The sequence below is a fragment of the Sinomonas cellulolyticus genome (genome assembly GCF_014656475.1).
GTDB lineage: Bacteria > Actinomycetota > Actinomycetes > Actinomycetales > Micrococcaceae > Sinomonas > Sinomonas cellulolyticus.
In genome coordinates, this window is the sequence record NZ_BNCM01000005.1 from 24,826 (window position 1) to 49,737 (window position 24,912).

Annotated in this window: 27 protein-coding genes and 1 riboswitch; of the genes, 6 read left to right on the forward strand and 21 right to left on the reverse strand. The window is 71.0% G+C overall.

Going from position 1 to position 24,912, the window contains the following annotated elements:
• Positions 1 to 34 precede the first annotated feature (34 nt).
• The 9 genes from IE231_RS07585 to IE231_RS18205 form a co-directional block, all read right to left on the reverse strand.
• On the reverse strand, positions 35 to 262 hold the full coding sequence (locus tag IE231_RS07585; protein ID WP_189693345.1) for a ferredoxin: 228 nt from the start codon (positions 260 to 262) through the stop codon (positions 35 to 37).
• Complete coding sequence (locus IE231_RS07590) at positions 259 to 1,500, reverse strand: NADH-ubiquinone oxidoreductase-F iron-sulfur binding region domain-containing protein (RefSeq protein ID WP_201896872.1); 1,242 nt, start codon at positions 1,498 to 1,500, stop codon at positions 259 to 261. Before IE231_RS07590 ends, IE231_RS07585 begins: the two co-directional genes overlap by 4 nt.
• Positions 1,488 to 2,423 (reverse strand): FAD:protein FMN transferase, encoded by a 936-nt coding sequence (locus IE231_RS07595; protein WP_201896873.1) that lies wholly within the window; start codon positions 2,421 to 2,423, stop codon positions 1,488 to 1,490. The genes IE231_RS07590 and IE231_RS07595 overlap by 13 nt, the downstream gene beginning before the upstream one ends.
• A 5-nt stretch (positions 2,424 to 2,428) precedes the next feature.
• The gene (locus IE231_RS07600; RefSeq protein WP_229866570.1) at positions 2,429 to 2,983 is read right to left on the reverse strand and encodes a ferric reductase-like transmembrane domain-containing protein; all 555 of its coding nucleotides are present in this window, start codon (positions 2,981 to 2,983) and stop codon (positions 2,429 to 2,431) included.
• Between the two features lie 39 nt (positions 2,984 to 3,022).
• Complete coding sequence (locus IE231_RS07605; RefSeq protein ID WP_189693347.1) at positions 3,023 to 3,376, reverse strand: hypothetical protein; 354 nt, start codon at positions 3,374 to 3,376, stop codon at positions 3,023 to 3,025.
• Between the two features lie 97 nt (positions 3,377 to 3,473).
• Positions 3,474 to 4,613, reverse strand: a complete 1,140-nt coding sequence (gene metX / locus IE231_RS07610) for a homoserine O-acetyltransferase MetX (protein ID WP_189693583.1) — start codon at positions 4,611 to 4,613, stop codon at positions 3,474 to 3,476.
• A 20-nt stretch (positions 4,614 to 4,633) separates the two neighbouring features.
• Positions 4,634 to 5,995, reverse strand: coding sequence for a bifunctional o-acetylhomoserine/o-acetylserine sulfhydrylase (locus IE231_RS07615; protein WP_189693348.1), 1,362 nt, complete (start codon positions 5,993 to 5,995; stop codon positions 4,634 to 4,636).
• A gap of 13 nt (positions 5,996 to 6,008) precedes the next feature.
• Positions 6,009 to 6,121, reverse strand: a riboswitch (SAM riboswitch).
• A 78-nt stretch (positions 6,122 to 6,199) separates the two neighbouring features.
• Entirely contained in the window at positions 6,200 to 7,441 is a 1,242-nt protein-coding gene (locus tag IE231_RS07620) for a type II toxin-antitoxin system HipA family toxin (RefSeq protein ID WP_189693349.1), read from the reverse strand.
• Positions 7,438 to 7,668: a helix-turn-helix transcriptional regulator gene (locus IE231_RS18205; RefSeq protein ID WP_229866571.1), complete on the reverse strand. Its 231-nt coding sequence runs from the start codon at positions 7,666 to 7,668 to the stop codon at positions 7,438 to 7,440. Before IE231_RS18205 ends, IE231_RS07620 begins: the two co-directional genes overlap by 4 nt.
• A gap of 205 nt (positions 7,669 to 7,873) precedes the next feature.
• Between IE231_RS18205 and IE231_RS07630 the strand changes: the two genes are divergently transcribed.
• The 5 genes from IE231_RS07630 (at position 7,874) to IE231_RS07650 (ending at position 11,837) form a co-directional block, all read left to right on the forward strand.
• The gene (locus IE231_RS07630) at positions 7,874 to 8,617 is read left to right on the forward strand and encodes a phosphatase PAP2 family protein (protein ID WP_189693351.1); all 744 of its coding nucleotides are present in this window, start codon (positions 7,874 to 7,876) and stop codon (positions 8,615 to 8,617) included.
• 3 nt (positions 8,618 to 8,620) lie between these two features.
• Positions 8,621 to 9,280, forward strand: a complete 660-nt coding sequence (locus tag IE231_RS07635; protein WP_189693352.1) for a VTT domain-containing protein — start codon at positions 8,621 to 8,623, stop codon at positions 9,278 to 9,280.
• Between the two features lie 129 nt (positions 9,281 to 9,409).
• Positions 9,410 to 10,087 (forward strand): response regulator transcription factor, encoded by a 678-nt coding sequence (locus IE231_RS07640; protein ID WP_189693353.1) that lies wholly within the window; start codon positions 9,410 to 9,412, stop codon positions 10,085 to 10,087.
• On the forward strand, positions 10,084 to 11,112 hold the full coding sequence (locus IE231_RS07645; RefSeq protein ID WP_189693354.1) for a sensor histidine kinase: 1,029 nt from the start codon (positions 10,084 to 10,086) through the stop codon (positions 11,110 to 11,112). The genes IE231_RS07640 and IE231_RS07645 overlap by 4 nt, the downstream gene beginning before the upstream one ends.
• Positions 11,113 to 11,198: 86 nt before the next feature.
• Positions 11,199 to 11,837, forward strand: a complete 639-nt coding sequence (locus tag IE231_RS07650; protein WP_189693584.1) for a VOC family protein — start codon at positions 11,199 to 11,201, stop codon at positions 11,835 to 11,837.
• Between the two features lie 202 nt (positions 11,838 to 12,039).
• Here the strand turns inward: IE231_RS07650 and IE231_RS07655 are convergent, their stop codons facing one another.
• From IE231_RS07655 to tdh, 6 genes are all read right to left on the reverse strand, one after another.
• Positions 12,040 to 12,840 carry a CPBP family intramembrane glutamic endopeptidase gene (locus tag IE231_RS07655; protein ID WP_189693355.1) on the reverse strand — a complete coding sequence of 267 codons (801 nt, stop codon included), beginning with the start codon at positions 12,838 to 12,840 and terminating at the stop codon, positions 12,040 to 12,042.
• 36 nt (positions 12,841 to 12,876) lie between these two features.
• Positions 12,877 to 14,223, reverse strand: a complete 1,347-nt coding sequence (locus IE231_RS07660) for an amidohydrolase family protein (RefSeq protein WP_189693356.1) — start codon at positions 14,221 to 14,223, stop codon at positions 12,877 to 12,879.
• 11 nt (positions 14,224 to 14,234) lie between these two features.
• The gene (locus IE231_RS07665) at positions 14,235 to 15,383 is read right to left on the reverse strand and encodes an NAD(P)/FAD-dependent oxidoreductase (RefSeq protein ID WP_189693357.1); all 1,149 of its coding nucleotides are present in this window, start codon (positions 15,381 to 15,383) and stop codon (positions 14,235 to 14,237) included.
• Between the two features lie 103 nt (positions 15,384 to 15,486).
• A complete protein-coding gene (locus IE231_RS07670) occupies positions 15,487 to 16,425 on the reverse strand; it encodes an MIP/aquaporin family protein (protein ID WP_189693358.1) in 939 nt (312 codons plus the stop codon).
• 162 nt (positions 16,426 to 16,587) lie between these two features.
• The gene (locus IE231_RS07675; RefSeq protein ID WP_189693359.1) at positions 16,588 to 17,808 is read right to left on the reverse strand and encodes a glycine C-acetyltransferase; all 1,221 of its coding nucleotides are present in this window, start codon (positions 17,806 to 17,808) and stop codon (positions 16,588 to 16,590) included.
• Between the two features lie 43 nt (positions 17,809 to 17,851).
• The gene (gene tdh, locus IE231_RS07680; protein WP_189693360.1) at positions 17,852 to 18,898 is read right to left on the reverse strand and encodes an L-threonine 3-dehydrogenase; all 1,047 of its coding nucleotides are present in this window, start codon (positions 18,896 to 18,898) and stop codon (positions 17,852 to 17,854) included.
• A gap of 71 nt (positions 18,899 to 18,969) precedes the next feature.
• Here tdh and IE231_RS07685 point away from each other — a divergent pair, with 71 nt between their 5' ends.
• Positions 18,970 to 19,953 carry a LysR family transcriptional regulator gene (locus tag IE231_RS07685; RefSeq protein WP_189693361.1) on the forward strand — a complete coding sequence of 328 codons (984 nt, stop codon included), beginning with the start codon at positions 18,970 to 18,972 and terminating at the stop codon, positions 19,951 to 19,953.
• Here IE231_RS07685 and IE231_RS07690 read toward each other — a convergent pair.
• The 6 genes from IE231_RS07690 to gatC form a co-directional block, all read right to left on the reverse strand.
• Entirely contained in the window at positions 19,892 to 20,410 is a 519-nt protein-coding gene (locus IE231_RS07690) for a hypothetical protein (protein ID WP_189693362.1), read from the reverse strand. The two genes, IE231_RS07685 and IE231_RS07690, sit on opposite strands and share 62 nt — an antisense overlap.
• A gap of 77 nt (positions 20,411 to 20,487) precedes the next feature.
• Positions 20,488 to 20,859 carry a VOC family protein gene (locus IE231_RS07695; protein ID WP_189693363.1) on the reverse strand — a complete coding sequence of 124 codons (372 nt, stop codon included), beginning with the start codon at positions 20,857 to 20,859 and terminating at the stop codon, positions 20,488 to 20,490.
• Between the two features lie 183 nt (positions 20,860 to 21,042).
• Entirely contained in the window at positions 21,043 to 21,387 is a 345-nt protein-coding gene (locus IE231_RS07700; protein WP_189693364.1) for a VOC family protein, read from the reverse strand.
• Between the two features lie 113 nt (positions 21,388 to 21,500).
• A complete protein-coding gene (gatB, locus tag IE231_RS07705; protein WP_189693365.1) occupies positions 21,501 to 23,009 on the reverse strand; it encodes an Asp-tRNA(Asn)/Glu-tRNA(Gln) amidotransferase subunit GatB in 1,509 nt (502 codons plus the stop codon).
• A 2-nt stretch (positions 23,010 to 23,011) separates the two neighbouring features.
• Positions 23,012 to 24,586 (reverse strand): Asp-tRNA(Asn)/Glu-tRNA(Gln) amidotransferase subunit GatA, encoded by a 1,575-nt coding sequence (gatA, locus tag IE231_RS07710; protein WP_189693366.1) that lies wholly within the window; start codon positions 24,584 to 24,586, stop codon positions 23,012 to 23,014.
• 3 nt (positions 24,587 to 24,589) lie between these two features.
• Positions 24,590 to 24,886: an Asp-tRNA(Asn)/Glu-tRNA(Gln) amidotransferase subunit GatC gene (gene gatC / locus IE231_RS07715; RefSeq protein WP_189693367.1), complete on the reverse strand. Its 297-nt coding sequence runs from the start codon at positions 24,884 to 24,886 to the stop codon at positions 24,590 to 24,592.
• Positions 24,887 to 24,912 lie beyond the last annotated feature (26 nt).

Here is a 24,912-nt window from a genome sequence, read left to right on the forward strand (position 1 = left end):
GGCGCCCGCCGAGCGGCCAGACCCTCCGTCCCGGTCAGCTCCTTGTCACCCTGCGCAGCAGGAGAGCCTGGACGGGGCACATGGCCACGGCGTCATCCGCCGCACCGGCGATTCCGCTTGGGACGGGCACATCCCGGCCGCCGCGTCCCACGGGGTAGCCCCAGTCGTCTCGGGCCAGGAGTTCCGGAAGCAGCTCAGTGCAGAGGCCGCGCCCATCGCAGCGCGTGAAGTCGATGTGCAGCTCGAGCTGGGTACGGCTCATGAGGCACTCCCCGGCGCGGCCGCGCACCAGCCGTCCAGATGGGCGAGCACGTCCTGGCGGAACACCGCGAGGGTGCTGCGCACGAAGCCCGCGGCACCGTCCGGATGGCGGCAGGCCCCCCGCCCGGCCACGAGCCCGGCAAGCCGCTCCGCCTCCGAGGCGAGCCACGGCGTCCGCTCCCCCGCCACGATCCGCTCCACTGCCGAGGCCATCGCGGGCAGGCCGAACATGCAGGGCCCGCACTGCTGCGCAGAGCTGTCCGCGAGGTACCTGGCGATCGGCGCGGCAGCAGCGAGGGCGCAGCTGCCGCGTGCCAGCGTCATGATGATGCCGGCTCCGGGGCGGGCACCGAAGCGCGCGAGGCCCGCAGCGGTCATGGGCCTGTCGAACGCGTCGCGGGGCACCCATGCGCCGTGGAATCCGCCCACGAGGACCGCCGCGAGACCCGCCGGGTCGACGCCGTCGGCCCTGAGGATCTCCCGCAGGGTCGCGCCGCCGGCAACCTCTATGACGGCGTCCTCCGGCACCTCGTCCCCCGAGAGGGTGACGAGCCGGGTTCCCGGATCCTCGCGCGTGCCGGCCTCGCGGAACCAGTCGGCGCCGTAGCGTCCGATCAGCGCAAGGTGGGCGAGGGTCTCGACGTTGTGCAGGAGCGTCGGCAGTCCGCGGTAGCCGTGCTCACCGAGCCGGGCGATGGTGTCGCGCGGGAGCGCGACACCCGTCTCGAGCGCGTTGATGACGGCGGACGCCTCGCCGGCGACGAAGGCGTGGGGCGCCTCGACGAATTTGATGCGGCGGGCGTCCTTCCGCTCGGCCGCGGCCCGGCGGACCGCGGACAGCGACTCCCTCGGAGCGTAGAGGAACAGCGCCGAGGCTCCCACGGCCTCCCCCGCGGTCAGCAGCCCGTCGATGACGAGGTGAGGGGCGTTCTGCAGGAGCGCGGCGTCCTTGCGGCTGAGGGGCTCCCCCTCAGAACCATTCGCGACGACGACGGGGCCGCGCGCGAGAGCGCCTCGCGCGGTGACCGCGGAGAGCTTGCGCCAGGCGGGGAAGCCTGCGCCTCCCCTGCCCACGAGTCCTGACGCCTCGAGCTCGGCGAGCAGGGCTTTCCGGCCCCACCCCTGCTTGCGGGGACCGTACGCAGCCTCGTGGTCCGCGAGCCGCTGGCCGGCGGCGGCGAAGAGTCGTCCCGTGCCGAGCACGGAGATCCTCGTGCGGAGTCCTGTCATCGCGTCCATCTCAGATCCTCCCGCTCGGTCGGCCAGCCGTTGAGCTCGAGGACATCACCATCGGCTCGCACGAGCCGGGCGGGGAATCCGAGCTTCCGCAGCCAGGCGGTGGCGCCGCCGCCGAGCACGACCGCGGCCGTGCTCGCCATGTTGGCGCTCAGGCAGTCCGGGGCCGCGACGGAGACCGTGCGCAAGTGGGCCGGCGCGGGGAGCGAGGTCCACGGATCGAGGATGTGGTGGGCCCCCGCGGATCCGAGGCCGCTCCGGCGCTTCTGCGTGCTCGACGTCGCGAGCGCCCAGCCGCCGGTGAGGCTCACTTGGGTGGCGGGGTCGCCCGGGAGGTCCTGGACGCGCACTTCCCACGGGTCCGCCCCGGCGGTGGCGATGTCGCCGCCCAGCGAGACGAGGACGGAGGTACCGAACGCCTCGTGCAGGTCTTTCGCTGCCATGTCCGCCGCGGCGGCCTTCGCGCTCGCACCGAGATCGAGGACGACGCCGGGTGGGAGCCTCACTGTGCTGCCCTCGAGATGGATCCGGCGCCAGCTCGCGGCTGGAACAGGCGTCGACCCGCTCGCGGCCGGCGCCTGACCGGGCCCGAAACCGAGGCGCGCAAGGTCGGCGCCCAGTGTGGGGACCACGGTGCCACCGCTTCGCTCTGCAACATCGAGGGACGCACCGAGCAGGCGGGCGAGGAGCGGGGAGACCTCCCCGCCGCCTGTCCGTTGGAGCCTTGTGATCTCCGAGTCGGGCCGGAAGCGGCTCGCTGCCTCGTCGACTCTCTCGAGGAAGCTTGTGAGGCGGGCACGTGCGGGGCCGAGCACGCGCGGATCCGTGACCACCAGCCTGCACTCGCACGTGAAGGCGGAGAAGTCGACCGCGGCGGGTCCCGGAGACGGAGCGGCGGCGGACTGTGCTCCACCCACCTCGAGCACCCCCCTCATACCCGGCCCAGCCGGGCGGCAGAGGTCTCCGCGAATCCGGCGCTCAGGCGCCAGAGCACGGCAGACACTGCCGCCCCCGCACATGCCCAGGCGTAGGCCTGGAAGAGGAGGTCGCCCGCGTTGGTCCCGGACCCGAGGGCATGCGCGAATCCGATCGGCCACATGGCATAGGCGGACCAGTGGATCAGGCGGAAGGCACGCTGGCCGAGGCGCTGGCGCAGCAGCCCAGTCACGGTCAGGGCCAGGACGAGGTCGAACGCGACGGTGCCGAGGCCCACCCAGAAGGGGTTCCAGCCCGCGATGAATGGCACCACGGCATCCTGGAGCGCGAGCTTCGCGTGCGGGTCCAGCATGAGCGTGCCCACGTGCAGCACGAGGAAGACTAGCGCGGTGAGGGACGTGCTGCGGTGCACGAGTGCCACCGAGAACCTCGGAAGTCCCACGAACGTCCGGCCGGAACGGCTCACGATCCCCAGGACCAGGACCACGGTGAACAGGCCTAGGGACACGATCCCGCCGGCCCGGCCGATGGCCCACATGATCTCGTTCATGACGCACGCGCCCCGGCACGTCCGATCTGCGCACTCATGTCACGACCCGGACGAGTGGCCCATCGGACCGCCGCCCAGCGACGGCCCGACGCCCTGCTGGCTTCCCTGCTGCTGGCTTCCCTGGTACTGGTTGCCCTGGTATTGGTTGCCCTGGTATTGGTTGCCCCGTGAGCGGTGGCCGCTCTCGTAGCCGGAGCTCGGACCGAGCTGCGAGTTGTCGGAGCCGTCGGTTCCTGAATTCTGCGTGCTGTCCGTCGTGGACACGTTCTGGGCGGCGGCGGGCGTGTAGACGGCGGCGGCAACGGCCGCTGCCGCCATCAGTCCGCTCGCGCCGACAGCAGTGGCGGCGAGCCGTGCCCGGCGCCGACCGGTCTCTCGTATGCTCTCGCCCATCAGGTCCTCCTGCAGCCCACCGACATTTCCACTGGTTCCATCATGGTGTGGCCGAGTGTGGCTTTGCCGAGAGCACCCTGTGCGATTCCTGTGCTGCCTAGCCGGTGAAGACCCTCCGGCGGAGCTCGCCGCCGAGCTGGCCGATCTCGGTGAGGAAGCCGTCGTGGCCGATCTTGGCGTCGATCGAGTGCACGGGCACCTCGCCGGGCAGGGCGCGCGCGAGTTCGTCGCTCTGCTCCGGGAAGTAGAGGCGGTCCGAGTTGACCGAGGCGAGGAAGAACTCGGCCTTGGCGCCAGCGAGCGCTCGCTGCATCCCGCCGCGTCCCCGGCCCACGTCGTGGCTCATGAGTGCTTCGGTGATCGTGACGTAGCTGTTGGCGTCGAAGCGGCTCACGAGCTTCTCGGCCTGGTGGTCGAGGTAGCTCTCGACCTGGTAGCGGCCTCGCTCAGCTGCGGCGCCCGGCGCCTCGACGGGATTCTCGGCTCCTTGGCCGCGCCTGCCGAACCGGAAGTTCAGCTCGGGCTCAGAACGGTAGGAGATGTGGGCAATCCGCCTGGCCAGCCCCAGTCCCGCTACGGGGGCAGGACCTCCGTAGTAGTCGCCGCCGCGGTACGCGGGGTCCTGGCGGATGGCCAGCACCTGGGCCTGGGCGAGAGCAATCTGCTCGGCGGTGGAGTACCCGCCGATCGCGACGACCACGCAGTGCCTCACCCGGTCCGGGTAGGTCGCAGCCCACTCGAGCGCGCGGGCACCGCCCATCGAGCCGCCCAGCACCGCATGCCAGCGCCGGATGCCGAGGCGGTCCGCGAGGCGGGCCTCGGCCCGCACAGAATCACGGATCGTGACGAACGGGAACCGGGAGCCCCACGGGGTGCCCTCCGGGTCCAGGCTGCTCGGGCCGGTCGAGCCGTAGCAGCCGCCGAGCATGTTCGGGGCGACCACGAAGTACTTGTCCGTGTCCACGGGCTTGCCCGAACCGACGAGGGCGTCCCACCAGCCCGGCTCGTCTCCATCGCCCTGGGCAACATGGGTGTCTCCCGTGAGCGCGTGCTGGACGAGCACCGCGTTCGAGGCATCCGCGTTCAGGGTCCCCCAGGTCTCGTAGGCCAGCTCCACTTCGGGAAGTGCCCCGCCGGCCTCGAGCTGGAGCGCGCCGATCGCGACGGTGCGCAGGACGCCGTCCTGCCGCGCCGCCGTCGTGCGCCCGCCGTCTTCGCGGGTGGTGCTGTCCTCGATCGCCGGGCGCTCCGCGAGCGTCACGCGACGGGCACCGCGGCGGCCTGAGCCGACGCGGCGGAGTCCGTTCCCGCGGCCGCGGCGAAGCCCGCCTCGAGGTCTGCGAGGATGTCGTCGATGTTCTCGAGCCCCACCGCGAGCCGCACGAGGCCGGGGGTAACGCCGGCGGCGCGCTGCTGGGCCTCGGTGAGCTGCGAGTGTGTGGTCGACGCCGGGTGGATCACGAGGGAGCGGACATCGCCGATGTTCGCGACGTGGGAGTGGAGCGTGAGCGCATCCACGAACGCCTTGCCCGCCTCGACCGAGCCCAGCTCGAACGAGACGATCGCGCCCGTGCCCTTCGGGGCGTACTTCCGGCCGAGTTCGTACCACGGGCTCGAGGGCAGGCCTGCGTAGGCAACCGCCTCGACGTCGGGCCGCGCCTCAAGCCATGCCGCGACCTTCTGGGCGTTCTCGACGTGGCGTTCCACGCGCAGCGAGAGGGTCTCGATGCCCTGCGCAATGAGGAACGCGTTGAACGGCGAGACTGCGGAGCCGAGGTCCCGCAGCAGCTGGACCCGGGCCTTGAGGATGTACGCGAGGTTCGCCCCGAGAGCGCCGTTGACGCCGAGGTCGCGGGCGAAGACGAGGCCGTTGTAGCTCTCGTCCGGGGTGTTGAAGCCGGGGAAGCGTTCCGGGTCCTGCGCGTAGTCGAAGCTGCCGCCGTCCACGATCACGCCGGCGATCGCCGAGCCGTGGCCGCCGAGGTACTTCGTGGCGGAGTGCACGACGACATCGGCACCGTGCGCGAGCGGGGTGACGAGGTAGGGGGTCGCCACCGTGTTGTCGATGATGAGCGGCACACCGGCCTCATGGGCGACTGCGGCGACGGCCTCGATGTCGAGCACATTCTGGCGCGGGTTCGAGATCGACTCCGCGAAGAAGGCCTTTGTGGCGGGCCGCACGGCCGCCTTCCACTCCTCGATGCTGTCCGGGTCCTCGACGAATGTCACATCGATCCCGAACTTCTTGAACGTGTGCTTGAGTAGGTTGTAGGTGCCGCCGTAGAGCGCCGCAGAGGCGACGACGTGGTCGCCGGACTCGGCGACGTTGAGCAGGGAATACGTCGTGGCGGCCTGGCCGGAGGCCAGCAGGAGCGCCGCCACACCGCCCTCGAGGCTTGCGATGCGCTGCTCGACCGCGTCCTGCGTCGGATTGCCGATACGCGTGTAGATCGGGGCCAGCTCGGCGAGGGCGAACCGGGCCGCGGCACTCTCGGCGCTCGGGAAGACGAACGAGGTGGTCTGGTAGATCGGCAGGGCCCGCGCGCCCGTCTCGGAATCGGGGGTCTGGCCGACGTGGATCTGGCGGGTCTCGAAGGACCACTGGGGGTTGCTGGACATAGCAAGCTCCTTTGCGCTGCGCTTGACCGGCGGCTCTCGCCGGCCCAGGTCTTCACCCGGGGCACCCCACCGCATCAGGAGGGTTGCCGGCCAGCGAACCGGGGTTTGGCGCTGGCGCTCATGACCTGGATCGAGTGTAGGGGCGGCCCCCATGCAGTAGGCAATGTGTGACCGTCTGTGAACCGGCGGCTTGCGACGGCGCGCTCACCCCTCCATGAGGCGGCGGCGGTGGCGCAGCTCCTTGGCCCACGCCCGGGTGGCAGGCGGCGCGAACGGCGAGGGCCCGGCGTCGTCCGCGAGGTCTTCCACGAGGGGACCCGCGGCCCGGAGCGCGGCCGCGACCACTCCCTCCGCGGCCCGGCGCGGGAGCCCGATGCCCTCGGCCCAGACCAGGAAATGGCGGCGGGAGACGCCGGTCCGCTTGCCGCCCAGCGGCAGCGCGAGGGACTTGTCGCCGTAGGGGACGGTGGAGGGGATGTCATAGACCGGAGCGACGCCCCACTCCCCCGGCACTGCGAGGCCCTGCACCACGGAGACATTCTTCGCGTGCAGGTCCCCGTTCCCGGTCAGCCACGCGAAGGCCCCCTGGAGTGCGAGGTTGCGCAGCGCCGGCAGCGGCGCGGAGCAGTGTCCGGCCACTGCGCGGCACAGCTCCTCGTAGCTGACGTTGTACTTGTCTGCCGGGTACAGCCCCAGGAGCTGGGAACCGTCCTCGACGGCGAGGCGCCGCGTGCCGTCCGCGCTCCCGGCCGCCGCATCTGCGGCGGGCGGCCGGTCGAACCGCTCGACGAGCAGCCCGGCACGGCCCGCGACGTCATGCACGAGCTTGACCCCACTCACCGGGATCCTGAGCCGGGCGGCGTACCGGTACATGAGGTGCTCGTTCTCGACGACGTGCGGGAATTCCGGCGCGTTGAGCTTGAGGATGTACCGCCGGCCGGCCTGTGCTGCGGGCACGGAGATCATCCCGGCGCTGACCTTGTCCTGCACGCCGGCGAGCGCCTTCGGGTCGACGAGCCCGGGGTCGTCGAGGAGCGCCGCGAAGTCGGGGGCGCGGCGGGGATCGAGCACGACGGCGTGCTGGTCGCCCGGGCCCGCGAGGTCACCGGGAGGGGGCTCGCCGTGGGGGACGATCTGCACGTCGCCGACGGGGTCCGAGCCGGCTGCCATGAGGAGGCCGAGCTCGTCGTCGGCGCTCGTCTTGACCGCCCGGCGCAGGGAGGCGAGGCGGCGTCCCTCAGGCAGGAGGCCCGTGAAGAACGGAGGGACGGATCCCGCGCCCGTGATCACCGGCCTCGGCGTGAGCGGCAGCGTACTGGCCACCGGCTCGGCGCCCTGGGCGAGATAGGACGGCAAATACGAGAAGCGCGTACCACCCTCGGCCCGCTCGAGCCGCGCCGCGAGGACACCCGCCTTGTAGACGTCGGCGATCCGATGCCGGGTCACCGTGCGCCGTCCCCGGAACTGCCGCTCGGAACGACGCGCAGCTCAAGGCCGAGGGCGGCGAGGACTGCCTCGAGAGTGTCGAGCTGGACGCTGGGTTTGGCCTGCTCGACGAAGCGGATGAACCGCTCGCTGACGCCCGCGAGCTCGGCCAGGTCCTGCTGCGTGAGCCCGAGCGCACGACGCCGGCCCCTCACCTCGTCCGCGACCGCGCGGCTCAGCCGGTCCACCCGTGCACACCTCCACCCGCAGTCCGGGCCTTCCGGAACGTTCGTTCCGCTTCCTAGCTTGGAGGTGCGCGGGGTGTGAGTCAAGCCACGGCGTATCCCGAAGACCGGCACGATCGTTCCGATTGGGAGCGGGCAGCCGAGGGCGTGGGCTCTTCCAGTCCCGCTTCTTAGAACCGTCTTAGACAGGGGGGTCCACGCTGGTCCCATGATGACCTCCGACTATGCCGCAGCGGAACACGGCTCTCTCGCCGGGCGGCCCGCCCGCAGCAGCCTGACCCGCCTGCCCACGCTCAAGCACTGGGTCCTGGTGCCCGTGGTCATGAGCGTCGTGGTGCTCGCCCTCGGCTTCGGGGCGACGACCACCTCCTACACCCGGTCCGAGCTCGCCATCGACCAGTGGCTCAGCACGAATCACGTGGGCTGGTTCAACACGGTCTCCCTCGCCATCGAGCAGATTCTCGGGCCGCGGGGGGCGATCGTCATCCTTGTCCTCCTCCTCGTGGTCCTGTGGGCCGTGCGCCGGACGCCCGTGGACGCGATCGCCGTCGTGGGCATCACCGGATTCGGCTGGGTGTACAGCCTGCTGTTCAAGTACGCGGTGCACCGCCACCGCCCGGACGCGCACCTGCTGGCCAACCCGATCTCGCCGGACATGGACCCCAACAGCTTCCCCAGCGGCCACGTGTGCTTCGCGGTCTCCCTGACGATCGCGCTGTACTTCCTGTTCCGGCACCGGCGCTGGGCCCTGTGGGTCCTGGTCGGCGGTCTGGCCTTCTCAGCGTTCGCCGCCTACACGCGCATCTACGTGGGGGTCCACTACCCGATGGACGTCATCGCATCCTTCCCCGCCTCCATCGCCGGGATCCTGCTGTTCTCCGGCCTCTGGAACCGCATCGCGCCGCCCATCCTCGCGAAGGTCCCCTTCATCACCCGTCTCGAAAGCCGCTGAGCCATGCTCGACCCCACTGCCCTGTTGACCGGCGCCGGACCCTGGGTCCTCGCCGTCGTCGCGATCATCGTCTTCATCGAATCGGGCCTCCTCTTCCCGTTCCTGCCCGGCGACTCGCTGCTGTTCACCGTGGGGCTCCTGCACGCCCAGCTGGGCCTGAGCCTGCCGGTGCTGATCCTCGTGGTCGCGGTGGCCGCGGTGGCGGGCGACCAGGCGGGCTACCTCCTGGGCCGCTTCGTGGGGAAGAAATGGTTCCGGGAGGATGCCCGCGTGCTCAAGCTCTCCTACCTCGACAACGCCGAGCAGTTCTTCGGCCGCTACGGCGGCCGCGCGCTGGTCCTGGCGCGGTTCGTGCCGATCGTGCGCACCTACACGCCGCTCGTGGCAGGGATGGCGCACTACCCGTACCGCAAGTTCCTCGGCTGGAACGCGCTCGGCGGCGTCGCGTGGTCCCTGTCCATCACGCTGCTCGGCGTGTGGCTCGGACACGTCGAGTTCATTGCGAAGAACATCGACATCCTCTCCGTGCTCATCGTGGCGGCCTCCGTCCTGCCGATCGCCATCGAGATCCTGCGCCGGCGGTTCAAGGGAGCCGAGCCAGAGCCGGCCCCCGTGCGCGTTGACGACGGGCGCGTTGACGACGGGCGCGACCCGGAGGCCTAGAGGAGTCCTCCGCCTCCGCGAGGCCACAGGCGTCCCCGCGAGGCACGTGCCTCCCGAGGCCCGGGCCGCCTCGGCGGGGGCCGGCGCCGTCCGGCCCACCCCGAGGGCCCGCTTGGCAGAATGTGACCCATGAATGCCAGACCGCGCGTCCTGCTCGTCGAGGACGACCGCCAGCTCGGCCCCCTCGTGGCCGAGCTCCTCGGCGATGAGTTCGATGTCACCCTCGCCGCCGACGGCAGGAACGGGCTCGAGCTCGCGCTCGGCCGCGACTGGGGCGCGCTCGTGGTGGACCGCGGGCTGCCGGAGCTCGACGGCGTGGCGCTCGTGAAGTCCGTCCGCGCCGCCGGCCTCAGGACCCCGATCCTCCTCCTGACCGCCCTCGGCAGTGTCCCGGACAAGGTCGAGGGGCTCGATGCGGGAGCCAACGACTACCTCGTCAAGCCGTTCGACTCGGACGAGCTGGCCGCGCGGCTGCGGGCCCTCACGCGTGCCTACGGGGAGCCGGCGGGCGGCAGACCGGCTCTGCTGGCGATCGGCTCGTGGGACCTCGACCCCGCGGCGCGCGTCCTGACGTCCCCGTACGGGCACCGCGTGGAGCTCTCGGCCGCCGAGTGCGCGCTCCTGGCCCGGCTTGCCGAGGATCCGACGCGCGTCCACTCGCGAGCGGAACTGCTCGAGAGCGTCTTCGACACCGGCGACACGCCGGGGGTCGTCGACACCTACGTCCACTACCTGAGGAAGAAGACGGACAGGACCGTGATCAGAACCGTCCACGGCGTCGGCTATCAGCTGGGGGGCCTCGAATGAGCCGCCGCGCCCCGGGACACGCGGGGCCCGGACGGGCCAGAGCCGCCGACTCCGACGAGGCTGCCCTGCGGCGGGCCGCGCTCAAGGTGGGCCTGCAGATCGCCGGGGCGGTCGCCGTCGTCGTCGCACTCCTGATCGCCGCGGCCGCGGTGTTCCTCTGGGTGAAGTCGCAGCCCGCGGAGATCGCCGCACACGAGGCCCACAGCACGCCGCAGATCCTCCTGGACACCGTGGATGTCCTCGGGGCGCTCGTGGTGGGCGGCGTCCTCGGGATCGCGCTCGCGGGGGTGACCGGCGTCCTCATCGCCAAGCAGGCAGTGCACCCGCTCGGGGAGTCGCTCGCGCTGCAGCGCCGCTTCGTGGCCGATGCCAGCCACGAGCTCCGCACCCCCCTGACCGTGCTGAGCGCGCGCATCCAGCTTGCCCAGCGGCGCCTCGGCCCCGACAGTGAGGCCGCCGGGGTCCTGACGGAGCTGCGGGCGGACTCGGCAAAGCTCGCCGACGTCATCGAGGACCTCCTGCACAGCGTGTCCGGCGGCCCCGACACCCCCGACGAGCCGACGGACCTCACGGCCCTCGCCCGCGACGTGGTGGCCGACCTCGCACTCGTGGCCGGCGAGGCCGGGATCGGGCTCACGGCGGAAGCACCCGAGTCCCCGGTTCCGGTCCCCGTCGCACCGGCCCCGCTGCGCCGCGTCATCGTCGCGCTCGCCGACAACGCGATCAAGTACACGCCGTCGGGCGGTTCCGTCACCGTGGGCGTGGCCACCGGCAGCGGAGGCACGACGGCGCTGCTCACCGTCGCGGACACGGGTCCGGGGATCGCCGGGCCGGCACCGGAGCGGGTGTTCGAGCGCCATGCCGGCGCGGGGAGCGACCTCCTCGGAGGGCGCCGCAGCTACGGGCTCGGCCTCGCGCTCGTGCGGGACATTGCCGTGCGCAACGGCGGCTCCGTGCGCATCGCCGAGACGGGGGAAGGCGGGACGACCATGGAGGTGACCCTCCCGCTCGCCGCTCCCGAGTAGCTCGGGACCACTCCGATCAGGACATCCCACCTCGATAAGGGGATCCTAAGCTGAGGCGCCCATCACAAAGTGGCACCATGACTTCCATGCGTATGGACCATGTTTCTTATGCCTGCGAAGAGGACGGCCTGCTGGCCACAACTGAGCGGATTTCCAACGCCCTCGGCGTCGAGGCAGTCAAGGGAGGGGTCCACCCGCGGTTCGGCACCCGCAACATGATCATCCCCCTGACGAACCACCACTACCTCGAGGTCGTCGAGGTCCTGGACCACCCGGCGTCGGACAAGGCGCCGTTCGGCCAGGCTGTGCGCGCCCGCAGCGCCGCGGGCGGCGGGTGGATGGGCTGGTGCGTCGAGGTCGACGACCTTGCGCCCATCGAGGAGCGGCTCGGCCGCCACGCCGTTCCCGGCAACCGCAAGTTCCCGGACGGGCGCGAGCTCGTGTGGAAGCAGATCGGCATCCTCGGCCTCATCGCCGACCCCCAGGTTCCGTACGTGCTCAAGTGGGAGGGCGACCCGGAGCTGCACCCGTCCAACGCCTACCCGGGCACCGTGCGCCTGAGCAAGCTGACCATCGCCGGCTCGGCCGAGCGCGTCACCGAGTGGCTCGGTGAGCCGGTCGAGAAGCCGCTCGAGGACGTCGAGGTCGAGTGGGTCTCCCCGAAGGGCACCCCGGGGATCATGAGCGTGACGTTCGAGACCGCCAAGGGCGTCGTCACGATCTGAGCAGGGACCCAAACCGCCGCCAGGGACCCCACAACTTCGGCTGTGGGGTCCCTGGCGTTCCGTTGCGGGGTCCCTGCCAGTCCGTTGCGGGGTCCCTGCCAGCACCTTGCGGGGTCCCTGCCAGCACGTTGCGGGGTCCCTGCCGTTCCGTTGCGGGGTCCCTGCCAGCACCTTGCAGGGTCTCCGGCGTTCGCTCGAGTGGTCACCCCAGCCCGATGGCCTTGCCCACGAGGCTGAAGCCGACAAACGCGGTGATGTCCAGCAGGGCGTGCGCGACCACGAGGGGCATCGTCCGCCCATAGCGCCGGTAGACCCAGCAGAACACAAGGCCCATCACGGCGTTGCCCACGAACGGCCCGATCCCTTGGTACAGGTGGTAGCTGCCCCTCAGGAGCGCGCTCGCTCCCACCGCCACAGGCGCCGCCCACCCGAGCCGGCGCAGCCAGCCGAGCATGAAGGCCACGACGATGACCTCCTCGACGATCGCGTGGCGCACCGCGGAGACGATGAGCACCGGCACCGTCCACCAGTACTGGTCGAGCCCGCTGGGGATGATCGCCGTCGTGATCCCGAGCGCCCGCCCGGCCCAGTAGAGGCCCAAGGACGGGATGCCGATCGCGAGGAACAGCCCCACACCCCACAGGAGGTCCCGCCCCGGCCGGCTGAGGTCGAGCCCGAGCCGCCGGAACGGCACCGTCCACGGTGTCCGGCCCAGCCGGCGTCGCGCCACGGCATCCCACACGAAGTACAGGGCCAGGGCTACCGGGACGAGCGCGAACAGGATGTCGAGCAGCTGGTAAGTGAGGTCGAAGTACTCGCGGGTGCTGCGCGACTGGTTGAGCGTGGACGTGCCCTGCGCAAGCGGCGCGCGGGTCGCCTTGTCGATCAGCTGGACCACCGAGTACACGGCGGACTGCCCGAGCGAGAGCCCGAGCACGATCAGCAGCTGGGCGCGCCACCGGACGCGGGAGGCGGAACGGACGACGGCGGGTGCTTCGGGCATGCTTCCATCTTGCCGAACGATGCTGGGCACCAGCCTCTAGCGGACCCTGCGCCCCGCCCGCCAGACCGCGCTGGTGAGCGGCATCCCGGGCCGGTAGGCGAGGTGGGTGGCGCTCGGCGCGTCTAGCAGCTGCAGGTCGGCGCGATGGCCGACGGCGATCGAGCCCACCGCCCGCTGGCCGTCGGCATCGACACCTGCATGCCGCCGGAGGGCGAGGGCCCCGCCGAACGTGGCAGCCCGCACGGCTTCCTGGACGGACAGCCCCATCTGGAGCACGGCAGTGGTGACGCAGTAGGCCACTGAGCTCGTGTAGCTCGTGCCGGGATTGCAGTTGGAGGCGATCGCGACCTGGACCCCGGCATCGAGGAGTCGCCGGGCCGGGGCGAGCGGCGCCCGGGTCGAGAGGTCGCACGCGGGCAGGACGGTGGCCACGGTGCCCGCCGTGGCCAAGGAGTCTTGGCTGGCCCAAGCGTCTTGGCTGGCCAAGGAGTCTTGACTGGCCCAAGAGTCTTGGCTGGCCAAGGAGTCTTGAGCCTCTCCGGCCTGTCCGGGGGCGCCGCCGGGGCCGGTCCAGTGCACCCACGAGCCAGCGAGCGCCTCGACGTCGGCCTCGTCGAGGAAGTTCACGTGGTCCACGCTGGCGGCACCGAACTCGACGGCGAGCCGCACTCCCGGCCCGGGTCCGAGCTGGTTGCCGTGCACCCGCAGCCCGAGGCCGGCATCACGACAGGCCGTGAGGACTCGGCGGGACTGCTCCTCGCTGAAGGCGCCCCGCTCGCAGAACACGTCCGCCCAGCGAACGTGGGGCAGCACGGCCTTCAGCATCTCGCCGCAGACGAGGTCGGTGTACTCCTGGGCGTCCGCGCCGGCCGGGACGAGGTGCGCCCCAAGGTAGGTGACTTCGTCCACGAACTCGCCGGCGAGCACCGCGCTGCGGACTTCGTGGGGCACATCGAGCCCGTAGCCCGTCTTGGTCTCGAGGTAGGTGGTGCCGCCCGCAACCGCCTCGGCGAGGCGGGCCGAGAGCAGACGGCGCAGCTCGGCGTCGGACGCCTCCCGCGTGGCGGCCATGGTGACGCCGATCCCGCCGGCTGCGTAAGCCTGGCCGGCCATGCGGGCCTCGAACTCCGCGGTGCGGTCTCCCGCGAAGACCAGATGGGAGTGCGAATCGACCCAGCCGGGCAGCACGGCGCGGCCGCCGGCGTCGAAGCGCTCGTCTGCTGCGGGCGCGTGGCGGGCGGGCCCCACCCAGGCGATCCGCTCGCCGTCGAGCACGACTGCGGCGTCCCGCAGCACGCCGGCGCCCTCGCCGGATCCAGGGCTCGCCTCACCCGTGAGGTGCTGGGTGGAAAGCTCGCCGATGCTGTCGATGAGGAGGGCCATACTCCTATGCTCTAGCTCCGGACGGACAGGCGATGGGGATCGAACGCCCTGGCTGTCTCCGATACCGGACCTGCCCCCGAACGGAGGGCCTCGGGACCCGTGAGGAGCTGGGCGGCGGCGTCCTCGGCGAGCGCGGAGGACGTCTGGAAGCCATAGCCGCCCTGCCCGGCCAGCCAGAAGAACCCCGGAGCCTCGGGGTCGAAGCCCATCACGGGCAGCCCGTCCTGGGGCGAGGTGCGCAGGCCCGTCCAGGCCCGCACGATCCCCGTGACCTTGAGGTCGGCGACCGTGCGGATCAGCTCCAGCGCGGCCTCGATGTCGCCCGGCCGCGGGACGGCGTCCTCGGCAAGGGACGGCTCCGCTTCCGACGGCGAGACGAGGGCTCCCGCCGGGTCGGGGCGGAAGTACCAGGTGTCGTCCGCCGCGGCCACCATCGGTGCATCGGGAGCCAGCGGTTCGGCAAGCGAGACGAGGGCCGCCGTGCGCCGGTAGGGCTGCAGGCCCAGGCGCTCGACGCCGAAGAGGATCGCGAGGTCGTCCGCCCACGCGCCGGCGGCGTTGACGACGTTGGTCGCGTGGAAGCCCTCTGCGCCCGCGCCGACGAGCCACCCCTCCCCCACTCGCTGCGCGGTGTGCACGGGGGCGCCGACGTGGATGCCCACGCCCGCCGCCTGCGCCCGGTGCTCGTGGTAGGCCAGCAGCGCGTCGGCGTCGACCCGGACGGAGTCCGTGTCGAGGGCCGCGGCCTCGAAGGCCTCCGGCTTCAGGGCGGGGAGGAGCTCTCGTGCCTCGTCGCGGGTGAGGGCACGCATGCCCTCGTGCGACTCGGCCTCGACCGCTGCGCGGCTGCCGACCAGCATGAAGCGGCTGGGCCAGATGAGCCTCCGGGCCCCGTCCGGACCGACGTCCGCGGCGTCAGCGAGCGCAGCGAGCGTGCGGCGGGTCAGCTCCTTGACGGGCGCGGGCCCGTAGCTGGGGATGAGCTGCTGCGCCGAGCGCGAGGAGGTGTGGTACGCGAGCGAGGGCTCGGCCTCGACGAGGGCGACCCGGCATCGGCCGCCGAGCGCTGAGGCGAGCGAGAGGCCGACGATGCCTCCTCCCACGATGAGGACGTCGACGTCTTCGGCGCTGCCGTAGGCACTGCTGGATGTGGCCGTCATGGCCACACCCTACCCGTGACGGGCGATGGAGAGGAGGGGTCGGGGGCCCCTTGCGGAGTCCCTCCCCGCTCGTCGCAGCGTTCCCCGGCGCCTTTCCCGGCCCCTACTCAGCGGTGCGACCCGGCTCCGGCCCCTCCGCGAGCCTCATCCGCGCGTGGAGAACGTCCCCGATGAACCAGTCGTAGACCAGCACCCCGATCACGCCTCCGATGAGGGGCCCGACGATGGGTACCCAGAAGTACCAGCTGAACGAGCCCTCCACTGTGCCGGGCATCGCCACCTGCCCCCAGCCTGCCGCCCAGGCGAGCAGCCGCGGCCCCAGGTCGCGGGCCGGGTTGATCGCGTATCCGGCGTTCGCTCCGAAGGACATTCCGATCGCCGCGACCGCGAGGCCTATCATGAGCGGGCCGAGGTTGGCCTGCACCGCGGTGTTGCGCAGGTCGATGATGGCCACGACCAGCATCACGAGGAACATCGTGCCGATGATCTGGTCGATGAGCGGCCCGATGTTGTTCCCGTTGTAGAACGGGGCGGGGAATGTGGCAAAGATCGAGTAGGTGGCGTTGCCCTTCGGGTCCGCGCGGCCGGTGCCTACGGCCTTGTTGTAGGCATCGATCGCGGGGAAGTAGTTCAGAAGCACGAGGGCTGCGCCGACGAAGGCGCCCGCCACCTGCGCGATCATGTACGGCCCGACCTTGTTCCAGGGGAACCGTCGCCGCACGGCGAAGGCCAGCGTCACAGCGGGATTGATGTGGGCGCCGCTGACCCCTCCCGCAACGTACACGGCCATCGCCACTGCCAGGGCCCACCCCCACGTGATGAGCAGCCAGTCGCCGCTCGCGAGGAAGATGGTCGTGTTGGTCTGGGCGCGGCCCGAGCCGGGCAGCGCTGCCACGGCCATCGCCACGACACCGTCACCGAAGGCGATCAGGACGAACGTCCCGAGGAATTCTGCGAGGAGCTCGCCCCACAGGCCGCCCATGTTCTTGAGTCCGGAGCCTCCCGTGCGCACACTGTGCCGGATGGGAGCCACATCGCTCATGGCATTTCCTCCTGCTTGCCCGGTGGCCAGGGATGTGGCCACCGCGCGGCGCGGTGGGCGGCCGTTGACGTCGCTCGCCGGGCCTCGCACTTTCCACGGTAAGGAGGCCCCTACTGCCGGCGGAAGGGGCGCCGCAGAAGCCCGGGAGTGATCTGAGTCACGTCAGGCGCCTGCCGAGACGGCCTCTCTCGCTGCCGCGAAGGCCTTCACCGCGGCCTCGACGTCCTCGGCGGTATGGGCAGCGGAGAGCTGCACACGGATGCGCGCCTGGCCCCTGGGGACCACCGGATACGAGAAGGCCGTGACGTACACGCCGTGCGCGAGCATCTCCGTGGCGATCCGCGCCGCGAGCGCGGCGTCGCCGAACATGACCGGGACGATCGCGTGCTCGCCGGGCAGGACCTCGAAGCCCTCCTCCCCCATGCGCTTCCGGAACAGCGCAGCGTTCTCGAACAGCCGCTCGCGCAGGTCCGCGGAGCCGGCCACAAGGTCCAGCGCCGTCATGGTGGCTGCCACGATCGCCGGCGCCACGGAGTTGGAGAAGAGGTAGGGCCGCGCCTTCTGGCGCAGCATTGCGACGATCTCGGCACGCCCGGAGACGTACCCGCCGGACGCACCGCCGAGGGCCTTTCCGAACGTGCCCGTGTAGATGTCCACCCGGTCCGAGACGCCCGCGTGCTCGGGCGTACCGGCGCCCCTAGCGCCCATGAAGCCTACGGCGTGGGAGTCGTCCACCATCACCATGGCGCCGTACCTCTCGGCGAGGTCGCAGATCTGCCGCAGCGGCGCGAGGTAGCCGTCCATCGAGAAGACTCCGTCGGTGACGACGAGCACGCGACGCGCCCCGGCGCCGTCGTGCATCTGGCGCGCTTCCTGGAGCCGGGCCTCGAGCTCGGCCATGTCTCGGTTGGCGTACCGCAGGCGCGCGGCCTTGCACAGGCGGATGCCGTCGATGATCGAGGCGTGGTTGAGGGCATCCGAGATGACGGCGTCCTCCGGCCCGAGCAGCGCCTCGAACACCCCGCCGTTCGCATCGAAGCAGCTCGAGAAGAGGATCGTGTCCTCGGTGCCGAGGAACTCCGAGACGCGGCGCTCGAGCGCCAGATGCGCGTCCTGGGTACCGCAGATGAACCGGACCGAGGCCATCCCGAAGCCGCGCTCGTCGAGGGCGCGCTTCGCCGACGCGATGAGGTCCGGGTGGTCCGCGAGGCCCAGGTAGTTGTTGGCGCAGAAGTTGAGCACCTCCCCCGCTGGCGCACCGAGCGGGCCAGCCTCGATGTGCGCGGACTGCGGCGAGTCGATGTGCCGCTCTTCCTTGAATGTCCCCGCCGCGCGGATCTCGTCCAGCTCCGCGGCGAGCTGCTCCTTCACCCCTGCGAACATGCGCTTTCCCTCCGTCTTCCTTCCGGCTCCGTCGTCGTGCCGGCTAGACGCCGGTCCAGTCCAGCACCACTTTGCCGCCGCTGCCAGAGCGGGCGACGCCGAACCCCTCCTCCCAGCGGGCAGCCGGCAGGACGTCGGTCACCACGGAGGCGACGTTGCGTCGCAGCACCGGATTCGAGGAGAGCATCGCGCTCATCGCGTACCAGGTCTCAAACATCTCGCGGCCGTAGATGCCCTTGAGCGTGAGCATGTGGGTGACGATCTTGGTCCAGTCCAGCTCTGCCTTCTCCGAGGGCAGCCCCAGCATCGCGATCCGGCCACCGTGGTTCATGTTCTCGATCATCCCCGCGAGCGCCGACGGCCTGCCGGACATCTCGAAGCCGACGTCGAAGCCCTCGAGCATGCCGAGCTCGTCCTGGGCCTCCCGCACGGACATCGTCGAGACGTCCACGGCGAGGTCGGCACCCATCTGGCGGGCGAGCTCAAGGCGCCGCTCCGAGACGTCCGTGATGGCGATCTTCCGGGCGCCGGCGTGGCGTGCCACCGAAATGGCCATGAGCCCGATCGGCCCTGCTCCCGTAATGAGGACGTCCTCCCCGACGAGCGGGAAGCTCAGGGCGGTGTGCACGGCGTTGCCGAACGGATCGAAGATCGCCCCGAGCTCGGGGGTGATGAGCAAGTCGTGGTGCACCCACACATTGGCCTCGGGGATCACGATGTACTCGGCAAAAGCGCCGTCGCGCTGCACCCCGACGCTGACCACGTTGATGCACATCTGCCGGCGGCCGGCCCGGCAGTTGCGGCACATGCCGCACACGATGTGGCCTTCACCCGAGACGCGGTCCCCGACCCTCACCACCTTGACGTCCTCGCCCGTCTCGACCACCTCGCCATAGAACTCGTGGCCCGGGATGAACGGGGCGGTGGCCATCGCCTGAGCGGACTCGTCCCACGACTGGAGGTGGAGGTCGGTGCCGCAGATGCCGGTCGCGTGCACGCGGATCTTAACGTCCGCTGGCCCGGTCTTCGGCTCGGGGCGATCGGTGAACTCGAAGCCGGCCTGCGGGCCGGGCTTGTACAGGGCCTTCATGAGGCCATTCAATTCCACCGCACCGCTTAGAACAACGGCGGGTTTCTCAAGGGACGGTTTAGATTTCCCTTATGGATGTCCGGCAGCTGCAGATCCTGCGCGAGCTGGGTGAGCTCGGGAGCGTCAAGGCCGTGGCGGAGGAGCTCATGGTCACACCGTCCGCCGTGTCCCAGCAGCTGGCACTGCTCGCCCGCAGCGCGGGCACGCAGCTGACCCGCAAGGAGGGCCGCAATCTTGTCCTGACGGATGCGGGGAGGGTCCTCGCGGAGGCGGGCGGCGCCGTCGTGCGCGCCATGGCGGACGCGCGCGCCGCGATCGGTGCGTACCACGAGGACCCGGCGGGGATCGTGAGCGTGAGCGCGTTCCACTCGGCCGCACAGGCACTCTTCGGAAGGCTCGCGGCGCGGCTCGCGGTGCCTCCGCCGCAGCCCGCAGCGCACGACGCCGGCGGGGCGGCGTCCGCGCGCCCCTCGCCGAGGCTCCGGCTCACCGACGAGGACGTCCCGCAGCACGGCTTCCCGGCGCTGACTGGCAGGTATGACATCGTGCTCGCGCACCGCCTCGCCCACACCGAGGCATGGCCCGAGGACAGGCTCGTCGTGGTGCCGCTCGTGCAGGAGCCGTTCGACGTCGCGCTCCCGGCCGCGCACCCGCTTGCCGCGCGGGCCGAACTGGCCCCCGAGGACGTGGCCGGCGAGCCGTGGGTCTCGAGCCGGCCGGGGTACTCGCCCGCCGACGTCCTGGCGGCCATCGGGGCAGTCGCGAGCCGCTCGCCCGAGGTCTCCCACCGGATCAACGACTACTCGACCGTCGCGGCGGTCGTGGCAGGAGGCGGAGTCCTCGGCCTGATTCCCCGGTACACGGCGGGGATCGGGCTGCCGCCCGACGTCGTGCTGCGACCACTTGCGGGGATCGGGACGAGGCGCAGCATCGACTTGCTCATCCGCCCGGAGAACGCCCGGCGGCGGTCGGTGCGCACGGTGGCCGAGACCCTCAGAGGGCTGATGGGCGAGCTCGTCGCCGAGGCCGAGCACCGCGCCGCTGCGGCGCGATGAGCACGAGCGCCGGGTAGGTGATGAGTGCCACCGCGAAGTGCATGAGCACGAGGACGCCGATGGCGTTGGCGGGCTGGCCCTTGTAGAGGATCCAAGCGTCCGGGGCGAGGCCCACGATGGTCACGAGGATGGCCAGCCACAGGAACGGCTTCCATGCCCGCGACGACAACCACGTCACGGCGGGCCATGCGAGGCACGCGAGGCCGACGCCGATCACCGTCAGCTTTGTGTAGTCCACGAACCCGAAGTGCTCGTAGCCGGCGGTCTCGGGGAACCACGCGACACCGGCCGCCGCGAGGGCGGCGCAGGCGAGCACGGAGCCCACGACGGCGACGGCGCTCGCGACCACCCAGCGCACGGGCGCGGGCTGGTTGCGGCCGCGGGGGAAGTCGAGATCGAGTGCGCGCATCCATCGTGCGGTCGCAGTGGAGGCGCCGGGGGTGTGCTGAGACGTCATGCCCCGAGCGTAGGAACCCGGTTCTCAGAAGACTCTGAGAATTCGGTCCCGGCTCCCCTTCGGGACGAGGCCGGCCGTCAGTTCTCGAAGAGGCAGAAGGGGTGCCCGTCGGGATCGAAGAAGACGATGACGTCCTCCTGGGGCTGATGCGGCGCCTTCGTCGCCCCGCAGTCCTCGGCATGCGCCGCCGCCTTCGCGAGGTCCGCCACGAGCAGGTCAAGATGCATCATCTGCTGTTGCTTCCCGGGCTGCTCGGGCCATACCGGCCGCTCATAGTTCTCCTCGAACTGGAAGGAGAGCTGCCGTCCCCCGGCGGGGTCCCGGACCGTGGTCCACTCCTGCTCGTCGTCACCGAGCTCCCACCCCAGCAGCGTGGAGTAGAAGCGAGCGGCCGCCCGCGGATCAGGGCTGCCGAGGACCGTCGCGTGGTACTGGATCAGTGGCGCCATGGGCCCAACAATACGCACGACGGCGCCGCACCAGTAGGTGCCGAAGGCCCGGGTGCGCTGCACGCGCGGGGCGAGTGGCGGCGTCGTGCGTACGCCTGAAGCGAGCCCGCCCGAAGATACCCCGGGTTGTGGACAACACCTCGGTCTACAGACGGCGGTACTGTCCAGAACGTGGGGTGAAGCCTATGCAGCCAGCGGCCGCCAGATCCCGAACCGGTTCCCGGCGGGGTCGACGAGATGGGCGAACTCGATGGCGCCGTTGTTGACGAGCGGGAGGGCGACCGTGGCCCCGAGACGCTCGGCCTCGGCGACGGCGGCGGCCACATCCTCCACTTGGACGTAGAACACCGCCCAGTGGTCCCGGCCGATCCCGGTGGTGTCCCAGAGGCCGCCCTGGTCCGTGTTGACCATGCGGTAGCCCACCGGGGACGGCTCCCCGAACTCCCAGCCGAACAGCCCACCATAGAAGGCCCGCGAGCCCTCAGGGTCCGGGGTCCCGATCTCGAAATAGTTCACCTGCGCCGTCATCTCATCCTCCTTGGGAGCGGCCCTCCGCACCGCCTCCCATGATGAGACCACGCGCCGGAACGCGAAAGGGCGGGCCCTCCCGTTCTGGGGAGGACCCGCCCGCTCACCGATCGTCAGCCTTGGACGCCGAGCTTCTCAAGGATGAGCTCACGGACGCGGCCGGCGTCGGCCTGCCCGCGCGTGGCCTTCATGACTCCGCCCACGATCGCGCCGACAGCCTGGACCTTGCCGCCGCGGATCTTGTCCGCGACGTCCGGCTGAGCGGCGAGTGCGGCGTCGATCGCCTCGAGGAGCGGCCCGTCGTCGGAGACCAGAACGAGGCCGCGGGCCTCCATGACCTCCGTCGGCGTGCCCTCGCCGGCGATCACGCCGTCGAGGACCTGGCCGGCCATCTTGTTGTTGAGCTTGCCGTGCTCGACGAGGCCGTTGAGCTCGACGATCGCCTCGGGGCTCACGCCGAGATCGGCGGGGTCGACCTCGGCGGCCTTGGCGCGGCCCACGATCTCGCCCATCCACCACTTGCGGGCTGCCTGTGCGGTTGCACCCGCGGCGATGGTGGCCTCGATCTCGTCGATGACGCCCGCGTTGACGACGTCGCGGAACTCCGCGTCCGCGAACCGCCACGACTCCTTGAGCCGCCTGCGGCGCTCCGCGGGGGGCTCAGGCAGCGAAGAGCGCAGCTCCTCGACCCACTCGCGGCTCGGGACCACGGGGACGAGGTCCGGCTCGGGGAAGTAGCGGTAGTCGTCGGCGTCGCTCTTGGGCCGCCCGGCCGTCGTGGTGCGCGTGTCCTCGTGCCAGTGGCGGGTCTCCTGCGTGACCTTCTCCCCCGCCTCGAGGACAGCGGCGTGGCGCTGGATCTCGTACCGCACAGCGTGCTCGACCGAGCGGAGCGAGTTGACGTTCTTCGTCTCCGAGCGAATGCCGAACTGGGTTGCGCCCTTCGGCATGAGCGAGACGTTGGCGTCGCAGCGCACGTTGCCGCGCTCCATGCGCGCGTCCGAGACGCCGAGGTTCTTCACGATCTCGCGGACGGCGGCGACGTACGCCTTCGCAAGCTCGGGGGCACGGGAACCGGCGCCGACGATCGGCTTGGTGACGATCTCGACGAGCGGAACGCCGGCGCGGTTGTAGTCCACGAGGGAGTAGTCGGCGCCCTGGATGCGGCCTGTGGCACCGCCAAGGTGCGTGAGCTTGCCGGCGTCCTCCTCCATGTGGGCCCGCTCGATCTCGACACGGAACACGGTGCCGTCCTCGAGCTCGATGTCCAGCCAGCCGTCGTGCGCGATGGGCTCGTCATACTGGGACGTCTGGAAGTTCTTCGGGGTGTCCGGGTAGAAGTAGTTCTTCCGGGCGAACCGGCAGGACTCGGCGATCTCGCAGTTGAGGGCGAGCCCGATTTTGATGCTCGACTCGACCGCAGCCTTGTTCACCACGGGAAGCACGCCGGGCATGCCCAGGTCCACCTCGTTGACGTCCGTGTTCGGGTCGTCGCCGAACACGTTCGGTGCGGAGGAGAACATCTTGCTCTTCGTGTTGAGCTCGACGTGGACCTCGAAGCCGAGGACCGGATCGAACTTCTCCATGGCCGTCTCGAAGGACAGGATCGTGTCCGTTGCCATCTCTACTTCACTCCTGTGCTGGTCTCGACGGTCTGCCCGGCCCCGAGTGCCGGCGCCTTCGACAGCAGCGGGCCGCCCCACTGCGCCTCGAGCAGGGCTTCGAGGGCCGCCCCGACCTTGTACAGGCGGGCGTCCTCGCGGGCCGGGGCGAGAAGCTGGATGCCTGCGGGCAGGCCGTCCTCGTCGGCGAGGCCGCCCGGGAGGGACAGGCCCGGCACGCCCGCGAGGTTGGCCGGGATGGTCGCAACGTCGTTGAGGTACATCGCGAGCGGGTCGTCGAGCTTCTCGCCGAGCCGGAACGCCGTCGTGGGCGCGGTCGGGGAGATGAGCACATCGGCCTGTGCGAACGCAGCGTCGAAGTCCCGCTGGATGAGCGTGCGGACCTTCTGGGCCGAGCCGTAGTAGGCGTCGTAGTAGCCGGCCGAGAGCGCGTACGTGCCGAGGATGATGCGTCGCTTCGCCTCGTCGCCGAACCCGGCCGCACGGGTCGCGGCCATGACGCGCTCGATCGTCATCGGGCCGTCCTTCGGCGTGACCCGCAGGCCGTACCGCACGCCGTCGAACTTCGCGAGGTTGCTGGACACCTCGGACGGCATGATGAGGTAGTAGGCACCGAGGGCGTACTTGAAGTTGGGGCACGAGACCTCGACGACCTGTGCTCCGGCGCCCTTGAGCAGCTCGAGCGAGTCGCGGAAGCGGGCCTCGACGCCGGCCTGATAGCCCTCGCCGCCGAGCTCCTTCACGACGCCGATCCGCAGACCCTTGAGGGAGCCCTCGACGGCGCCGGCGCGGGCCGCCTGGGCGAGCGTGTCGAACGGGTCGGTGAGCGACGTCGAGTCGAACGGGTCGTGGCCTCCGACGAGCTCCTGGAGGAGTGCGGCGTCGAGGACCGAGCGGGTGACGGGGCCGATCTGGTCCAGGCTCGAGGCCATCGCGATCGCGCCGTACCGGGACACCGCCCCGTACGTGGGCTTGACGCCGACCGTGCCGGTGACGGCACCGGGCTGGCGGATCGAGCCGCCCGTGTCGGTGCCGAGGGCAAGCGGTGCCTCGAAGGCCGCCACGGCCGCGGCGGAGCCGCCGCCCGAGCCGCCGGGGATCCGGTCGAGGTCCCACGGGTTGCGGGTCGGGCCGAAGGCGGAATGCTCAGTCGAGGAGCCCATCGCGAACTCGTCGAGGTTGGTCTTGCCGAGGATGGGGAGCTTCGCGGCCCGGATCTTCTTGATCACGGTCGCGTCGTAGGGACTCATCCACCCCTCGAGGATGCGGGAGCCGGCGGTCGTGGGCTGCCCCACCGTGACGATCAGGTCCTTGATCGCGATCGGGACACCCGCGAGCGGGTGGAGCGCCGCGGCGTCGTCCCCGCCTGCGGCGCGGACCGAGTCCACCTCGCGGGCGACGCCGAGCGCCTCCTCGGTGTTGACGTGCAGGAACGCGTGGACTCCCCGCTCGCCCCCGTCAACCTCGGCGATGCGGTCGAGGTGCGCCTTGGTGACCTCCTCGGAGGAGACCTCCTTGGCGGCGAGCTTCTGGGCGAGGGCAGACGCGCTGGACGTGATGAGTTCGCTGGTTCCCATGGATTACTCCTCGTCCAGGATGGCCGGGACCTTGAAGCGGTCCTGGTCGGAATCGGGGGCACCGGAGAGCGCCTCGGCCGGGGTCAGCACGTGGCCCACGACGTCCTCGCGGAAGACGTTCTGCAGCGGGATCGGGTGGCTCGTGGCGGGCATGTCGGGCCCGGCGGCCTCGCTCACGCTCTTGACGGCATCGACGATGTGGGCCAGCTCGCCGGCCATCTTGTCGAGTTCCGCCTCGCTCATCTCGATCCGCGCGAGCTGCGCGAGGTGCGCAACGTCGTCGCGAGTGATCTCAGCCATGGATCTCCCTTGTGCGGTGGTAAGAG